The organism is Enterobacter sp. SES19, assembly GCF_011765665.1.
Taxonomy (GTDB): Bacteria; Pseudomonadota; Gammaproteobacteria; order Enterobacterales; family Enterobacteriaceae; genus Enterobacter; species Enterobacter pseudoroggenkampii.
Genome location: NZ_CP050320.1, coordinates 4,525,519 through 4,532,552 on the forward strand (window position 1 = coordinate 4,525,519; position 7,034 = coordinate 4,532,552).

The 7,034-nt window shown below is 53.7% G+C and carries 7 protein-coding genes; 3 read left to right on the top strand and 4 right to left on the bottom strand.

The window, feature by feature from the left end; genetic code table 11:
- Positions 1–4: 4 nt before the first annotated feature.
- Positions 5–193, bottom strand: coding sequence for a cellulose biosynthesis protein BcsR (gene bcsR / locus GXP72_RS21660; RefSeq protein ID WP_024908824.1), 189 nt, complete (start codon positions 191–193; stop codon positions 5–7).
- A gap of 175 nt (positions 194–368) precedes the next feature.
- Between bcsR and bcsE the strand changes: the two genes are divergently transcribed.
- From bcsE to bcsG, 3 genes are read left to right on the top strand one after another with little or no spacing between them, the layout of a single operon-like run.
- A complete protein-coding gene (gene bcsE / locus GXP72_RS21665) occupies positions 369–1,931 on the top strand; it encodes a cellulose biosynthesis c-di-GMP-binding protein BcsE (protein ID WP_024908823.1) in 1,563 nt (520 codons plus the stop codon).
- Entirely contained in the window at positions 1,925–2,122 is a 198-nt protein-coding gene (gene bcsF / locus GXP72_RS21670; RefSeq protein ID WP_024908822.1) for a cellulose biosynthesis protein BcsF, read from the top strand. Before bcsE ends, bcsF begins: the two co-directional genes overlap by 7 nt.
- Positions 2,115–3,794: a cellulose biosynthesis protein BcsG gene (bcsG, locus tag GXP72_RS21675; RefSeq protein ID WP_208763334.1), complete on the top strand. Its 1,680-nt coding sequence runs from the start codon at positions 2,115–2,117 to the stop codon at positions 3,792–3,794. Before bcsF ends, bcsG begins: the two co-directional genes overlap by 8 nt.
- A 48-nt stretch (positions 3,795–3,842) precedes the next feature.
- On the opposite strand, the gene GXP72_RS21680 is transcribed toward bcsG, so the two are convergent.
- The 3 genes from GXP72_RS21680 to murB are packed head-to-tail and all read right to left on the bottom strand — an operon-like array spanning position 3,843 to position 6,839.
- Positions 3,843–4,835, bottom strand: a complete 993-nt coding sequence (locus GXP72_RS21680; protein ID WP_208763934.1) for a glycosyl hydrolase family 8 — start codon at positions 4,833–4,835, stop codon at positions 3,843–3,845.
- Positions 4,836–4,851: 16 nt separating this feature from the next.
- The gene (gene birA / locus GXP72_RS21685) at positions 4,852–5,814 is read right to left on the bottom strand and encodes a bifunctional biotin--[acetyl-CoA-carboxylase] ligase/biotin operon repressor BirA (protein WP_048992968.1); all 963 of its coding nucleotides are present in this window, start codon (positions 5,812–5,814) and stop codon (positions 4,852–4,854) included.
- Positions 5,811–6,839, bottom strand: coding sequence for a UDP-N-acetylmuramate dehydrogenase (gene murB, locus GXP72_RS21690; protein ID WP_208763335.1), 1,029 nt, complete (start codon positions 6,837–6,839; stop codon positions 5,811–5,813). Before murB ends, birA begins: the two co-directional genes overlap by 4 nt.
- Between the last annotated feature and the right edge of the window lie 195 nt (positions 6,840–7,034).

The following is a 7,034-nucleotide window of genomic DNA, read 5'->3' on the forward strand; positions in this document are numbered from 1 at the left end:
TCCCTTAATGTTGATGGGCGAATTCAGCTAATAACGGCCAGCGTTTAATAGCCGCGGCCAACTGTTCCCGCTGGGAAATATCGGTGTAATCTATTTCAGGTAAAGAAAAGGCCTGCGTCAGCGCCAGAAAATCGTTTTGGAATGTGTAACCCAGGGTCGAATCGACTGGGGTTCCGGGTTCGTTATTATCCATTCTTTTTCCATCCCTTTGAGGAAAATCGCACGCTAAAGAAGTTGCGGGGCTTCCTGCCCTGACAAATTTCATTTACATGCTAAATCTGATGTTCTTTAATTTCAATGTTAGGTTTATTTCTACGCTTTCGCTAGTAAACTGAGATACAGATAAATTAGACGAAAAGAGGGACACCGTGGACTCCATATTTTCTATTGGCATCCAGTCATTATGGGACGAATTGAGCCACATGCCAGTCGGAGGAGTCTGGTGGATTAATACGGACCGAAATGAAGATGCTATCAGTCTAGTAAACCAGACAATTGCTGCCCAGGATAAGGATTCCCGCGTGGCCGTCATTAGCATGGGCGAAGATCCGAAGAAAATTATCACGCTGGAAAACGATTGCGGGCCTCAGACGGTGCGATTATTTTCCATGACATCGGATGCCGATAGTCTATACTTTTTGTCCCGCGACGTTCAGTGCACTATTGATCCGGATCACTATTTAGTGATCCTTAAATGCGCAAATAACGTCCTGCAAAATATCCCTTCTGAAAAACTGCTGCCGTGGCTGGAAAAAATCAATAAATGGGCAAAATTTCAAAATTGCACGCTATTGATAGTCAATCCCGGCAGTAATAATGACAAGCTATTCTCACTTTTAATGGGTGAATATCGCTCCCTGTTCGGTCTGGCAAGCGTTCGTGACCAGGCGGGAAGCTATCTCTACGATATTGCATTCTGGTGTAATGAAAAAGGTGTGAGCGCCAGGCAACAACTTACGCTGAAACATATCGAGGGTAAGTGGCACCTGGCGCAGCAGGAAGAAACCGTGGTGCAGCCGCGCAGTGATGAAAAACGCATTCTGAGCCATATCGCGGTTTTAGAGGGGGCGCCCGCCCTGTCGGAAAACTGGTCACTGTTTGAATCTAACGAAGCCCTTTTCCATGAAGCGCGCACAACCCAGGCGGCAACGATTATTTTCTCGCTGATGCAGAATAATCAGATTGAGACGCTGGCAAGGCAAATCCACACCTTACGCCGCCAGCGCGGCAGTGCGTTAAAAATCATCGTACGCGAAAACAATACCAGCCTGCGCGCCACCGATGAGCGTCTGCTTCTGGGTTGCGGCGCCAATATGGTTATCCCCTGGAACGCGCCGCTGTCACGCTGCCTGACGCTTATCGAAAGCGTTCAGGGTCAGCAGTTTAGCCGCCATGTACCGGAAGACATTTCTACGCTGCTCTCCATGACGCAGCCGATGAAGCTGCGCGGTTACCAAAAATGGGATACCTTCTGCGACGCCGTCGGCAACATGATGAGCAATACGCTTCTTCCTGCAGACGGAAAAGGGGTTATGGTTGCCCTGCGCCCTGTTCCGGGTATCCGCGTTGAACAGGCGCTTACCTTATGCCGCCCGAACCGTACAGGGGACATCATGACCATTGGCGACAATCGCCTGGTGCTGTTTTTGTCCTTCTGCCGGGTAAACGATCTCGATACGGCGCTTAACCACATCTTCCCCCTGCCTACCGGGGATATTTTCTCGAACCGTATGATTTGGTTCGAAGATAATACGATCAGCGCGGAGCTGGTGCAGATGCGTGCGCTCCAGCCTGAACAATGGGTTAAACCGCTCGCTATCAAGAGCGATGCTAAACCGATCCTCAATGCCAGACATGATGGACACGTCTGGCGTCGGGTTCCGGAACCCCTTCGCTTATTAACAGACAACGCGGAGAACGCATCATCATGAATATCAGCGATATTATTCAACTGGTTATATTCTGTGCGCTGATCTTTTTCCCGCTTGGCTACTATGCGCGTCATTCCATACGCCGTATCCGTGATACGGCCAGAGTGCTGTTTATAAAACCTCGCTATGTAAAACCAGCCGGAACACTGACACGGGCATCACACGTCAAGGCAGACCGAAAACATGACTAATTCTACCTATACCGCTTCGTCACCCTCGCCGCTCTGGCAATACTGGCGCGGCCTTTCCGGCTGGAACTTCTACTTTCTGGTGAAGTTTGGTCTGCTTTGGGCAGGCTATCTGAATTTCCATCCTCTACTCAACCTCGTGTTTATGGCCTTCCTGCTGATGCCGCTGCCAAATATCAGGCTGCATCGCTTACGTCACTGGGTTGCCATCCCCGTCGGCTTTGCGCTGTTCTGGCATGATACCTGGCTACCGGGGCCGGACAGCATTATGAGCCAGGGGTCCCAGGTGGCAGGCTTTAGCGCCAGCTATGTCCTCGATCTGACCGAGCGGTTTATTAACTGGCAGATGATAGGCGCGGTATTTGTGCTGCTGGTTGCCTGGCTGTTCCTGTCACAGTGGATCCGCGTCACGGTGTTTGTCGTCGCGATTATGATCTGGCTTAACGTGCTGACCCTGGCTGGGCCAAACTTTTCGCTGTGGCCTGCCGGTCAACCGACCACCACGGTGACCACCACCGGGGGAAGCGCAGCGGCCACCGTCACCACGGCAGGCGATACGCCAGTGGTGGGTGATATCCCAACCCAGACCGCACCGCCGACCTCAACCAACCTGAACGCCTGGCTCTCCAGTTTCTATACCGCGGAAGACAAGCGACAGACGAAATTCCCGGATGCGCTGCCTGCGGATGCTCAGCCGTTTGAACTGCTGGTGATCAACATCTGCTCTCTCTCCTGGGCCGATGTGGATGCAGCTGGTTTGATGTCTCATCCGCTGTGGTCACATTTCGACATTCAGTTTAAAGATTTCAACTCTGCCACCTCCTACAGCGGCCCGGCGGCGATCCGCCTGCTGCGTGCAAGCTGCGGTCAGGCATCGCATAAGAATCTGTATCAACCCGCCGGCAACCAGTGTTATCTGTTCGATAACCTCGCCAAGCTGGGCTTTACGCAGCATCTGATGCTGGGACATAACGGCCAGTTCGGTAACTTCCTGAAAGAGGTGCGCGAACAGGGTGGTATGCAGTCACCGCTGATGGACCAAACCGGTCTTCCTGTCTCTCTGTTGGGCTTCGACGGCTCGCCCGTCTATGACGATACCGCCGTCCTGCAACGCTGGCTGCAGACCATCGAAAAAGACAGTAATCCACGCAGCGCGACGTTCTTTAATACCCTGCCGCTCCACGACGGTAACCATTTCCCGGGCGTGAGCAAAACGGCAGATTATAAAGTGCGTGCGCAGAAATTCTTCGACGAGCTGGACGCGTTCTTCACGGAGCTGGAAAAATCAGGCCGTAAAGTGATGGTGGTTGTGGTGCCTGAGCACGGTGGTGCGCTGAAAGGTGACAGAATGCAGGTGTCAGGTCTGCGTGATATCCCAAGCCCGTCCATCACCAACGTACCTGCAGGCATTAAATTCTTTGGTATGAAGGCACCGCATCAGGGCGCACCAATAGAGATTACGCAGCCAACCAGCTATCTGGCGATCTCAGAACTGGTTGCCCGCGCCGTTGACGGGAAACTCTTTGTGGAAGATAGCGTGAACTGGGACCAGCTCACCAGCAAACTGCCGCAAACGGCAGAAGTCTCGGAGAACGCCAACGCGGTAGTGATTCAGTATCAGAACAAACCGTACGTTCGCCTGAACGGCGGGGATTGGGTACCGTATCCACAGTAACTGATTTACCCCTCTCCTCATCGGGGAGAGGGGATAGCCAGTGCGTTATTATTGCGCTGAAATCCACACCAGCATTTTCAGACTTGCCGAATAGTAGTCGTCCTTAGACGTGATTTCGGGTTCTCCGGAAGACTGTCCCATCGTTAAATCCCTAACCGCCAGCAGACCACCTTCCATCATGTAGGGCGCATATTCGTTAGTCGTGACGTTAACCCAGGCGGGCGTTTGTTCCCGGGGGAACTGACCGAACCAGGCCTTCCACGGCGCCAGGAGCGGGCTTTGTTTCTCAGACCAGGCAACGTACAGCGGAATACGAATCGCGTCATAGCTCATTCGCGGTGGCCAGCCTTTAGCGGGAGCCAGCTTGCCACCTGATGTCAGTGAAACCCAGTCAGTGGGCAAGTTCGCTTTACCCGAGCCCATTTTCCCCAGCAGGCGTTCCCCGTCCTTAATCAAATCGCGCCAGACCGGCAAATGACTGCGTCCGGCGAAGGCCTGCCAGGCCGGAAACACAAAATAGGAAGGATTAAGAACCACTTCACCGTCAAGCTTAAATCCCTGGACGCCGGGCAGCATCACGCGGTAACCCGCATAGCGGATGACGCTATGGGCGACCAGCGCTTTTGTAATAGCATCCGATGCGGCGCTGTAGCGTTTGTCATGCCAGCGGGCATCGGCTTTAAGCAGCGCCCAGGCAATCAGCACATCGCCATCGGCAGCGTTGTTTTTGTCGGCGATCGGGTTGGACTCTGCGGGGTTAAAGCGCCAGTAAAACAGACCGTTCTCTTTGTTCTTCAGCTCACGGTTTGTCCATTGCCAGAGCTTATCGAACGTGGCTTTATCGTCGTTGGCCACTGCCATCAGCATGGCAAAGCCCTGACCTTCCGTATGCGACACGCCGCCATTGCCGGTATCGACAATGCGGCCTTCCGGTTTGAAAAAGCGCGCCTTGTAACTCTCCCAGGCCTGACCTGCCTGAGAGAGGGGTGAGAACAGCAGACTCATCATGACGGCCAGCGTCGCGCAGACGGGTTTTCGCATCATTCACTCCATCCGGTTATTCGGCACTTCGCAGGGAAATCTCACCGCCCATCCAGGGTTTGATCACGCCATCCTGCTCCAGAAGCAGCGCACCCTGAGCGTCAATACCGCGGGAAGTCCCGTAGATCTCTTTATCACCGATCAGCAATTTCACCGGGCGGTTGATGAAGTTATCCAACTTTTCCCAACGAGACAGGAACGGTGCCAGCCCTTCCTGCTCAAAAAGCGTGAGCGAGCTGCGCAGCTCTTTAATCATACGTACGGCAAGGGTGTTACGATCGATGACGATCCCCGCCTCCTGGAGGTTAGTCCAGGCCTGGTTCACCACATCATTTTGGACATTGCGCATCACCATATTGAGGCCTGCGCCAATGACGATTTGCGCCGCATCGCCCGTTTTTCCCGTCAGTTCGACCAGAATCCCGGCAAGTTTACGATCGTTGAGGTAGAGGTCATTAGGCCATTTAACACGCACTTTATCCGCCCCCAGATCGTGCAGCACTTCCGCCATGACGATGCCGATGACCAGACTCAGGCCAATGGCAGCGGCCGGGCCCTGATCGAGTCGCCAGTACATGGACAGATAGAGGTTAGCGCCAAAGGGTGAAAACCACTTGCGGCCGCGACGGCCACGACCGGCCTGCTGATATTCAGCAACGCAGGCATCGCCGGATTTCAGCTCAGGCAGACGATCCAGCAGATACTGGTTCGTCGAGTCAATCACCGGCAGCACCGCCACATTGCCGTGTCCAATCTGGCTGCGGATCGCGTCTTCATTCAGCAACTGAATCGGCTCCGGCAGGCTGTAGCCTTTTCCGGGAACCGTAAACACATCCACACCCCAGTCGCGAAGCGTCTGGATATGCTTGTTAATGGCGGCGCGGCTCATGCCCAGCTGTTCACCCAGCTGCTCGCCGGAATGAAATTCACCATCCGCCAGGATACCAATCAGGGTTAACGGGACCGTATTGTCCTTCATGCGATAGTCTCCACAGCGTTGACTTCACCTGTGCGACCAATGAAGCGGACTTCTGGCTCCAGCCAGACGTTAAATTTTTCGCCGACACGCTGGCGAACGTAGTGAGCCAACTGTACCACATCGTCGCTGGTCGCATCGCGCTGGTTAATCAGCACCAGGGCCTGCTGTTGGTGAACGGCTGCCCCGCCAACTGAAGTGCCTTTTAGCTGGCATTGATCGATGAGCCACCCCGCGGCCAGCTTCACGCTGCCGTCCGCCTGAGGGTAATGTGGCGCTGCTGGCCATCCTTCAAGAAAGACTTTTGCATTTTCGCTGCTGATAACCGGGTTTTTGAAGAAGCTTCCTGCATTTCCGTTTACTTTTGGATCGGGAAGCTTGGTCATCCGCATATGGCAAACCGAGTCAAAAACGTCGCGGGCGGTAACGGTCGCCGGATCGAGACGCGTTAAATCCCCGTAGGTCAACACCGGCTGCCAGTTCTTCGACAGGCGCAGGCCCACGGCGACAATCACGTAGCGATCCTGATATTCATGTTTGAAGATACTGTCACGATAGCCGAAACGGCACTGTTCTGCCGTTAAACGCTTAGCCGTTCCGGTCGCCAGTTCGATGCAGTCGACATATTCACAAACATGTTTCAGTTCGATGCCGTAGGCGCCGATGTTTTGAATAGGAGACGATCCGGCGCAGCCTGGAATAAGCGCAAGGTTTTCCAGGCCCGGCATCCCTTTTTCGAGGGTAAATTGCACCAGATGATGCCAGTTTTCTCCGGCACCCACGTGCACGTGCCAGCTATCGGCACGCTCTACCACATCAATTCCCATGATGCGGTTAACGATCACCGTTCCCACAAAATCATCGAGAAACAGGACATTACTTCCTTCGCCCAGAATCAGTACGGGTTCGTTATTTTCTGTCGCGTTTTGCCATGCATCCAGCAGTTGCTGTGCAGTATCGGCACGTACAATTTGATTAGCATTGCGTTGAATGCCAAAGGTATTCCAGGGCTTAAGGGAGTGGTTCATAGACGCTATCCTGATGCAAAAACGCAGGTAGTTTACCGTATAAGCAGGGTGATGGGGGATCAGTTTGTGCAGCGCATAAACGCAAAAAGGCCATCCTTTCGGATGGCCTCTTCACTTGTTTGATGCCTGGCAGTTCCCTACTCTCACATGGGGAGACCCCACACTACCATCGGCGCTACGGCGTTTCACTTCTGA

Coding starts and splice junctions, on each gene's coding strand:
- bcsR (WP_024908824.1), bottom strand. CDS start 193: ATGGATAATAACGAACCCGGAACCCCAGTCGATTCGACCCTGGGTTAC.
- bcsG (WP_208763334.1), top strand. CDS start 2,115: ATGACTAATTCTACCTATACCGCTTCGTCACCCTCGCCGCTCTGGCAA.
- GXP72_RS21680 (WP_208763934.1), bottom strand. CDS start 4,835: ATGCGAAAACCCGTCTGCGCGACGCTGGCCGTCATGATGAGTCTGCTG.
- birA (WP_048992968.1), bottom strand. CDS start 5,814: ATGAAGGACAATACGGTCCCGTTAACCCTGATTGGTATCCTGGCGGAT.
- murB (WP_208763335.1), bottom strand. CDS start 6,839: ATGAACCACTCCCTTAAGCCCTGGAATACCTTTGGCATTCAACGCAAT.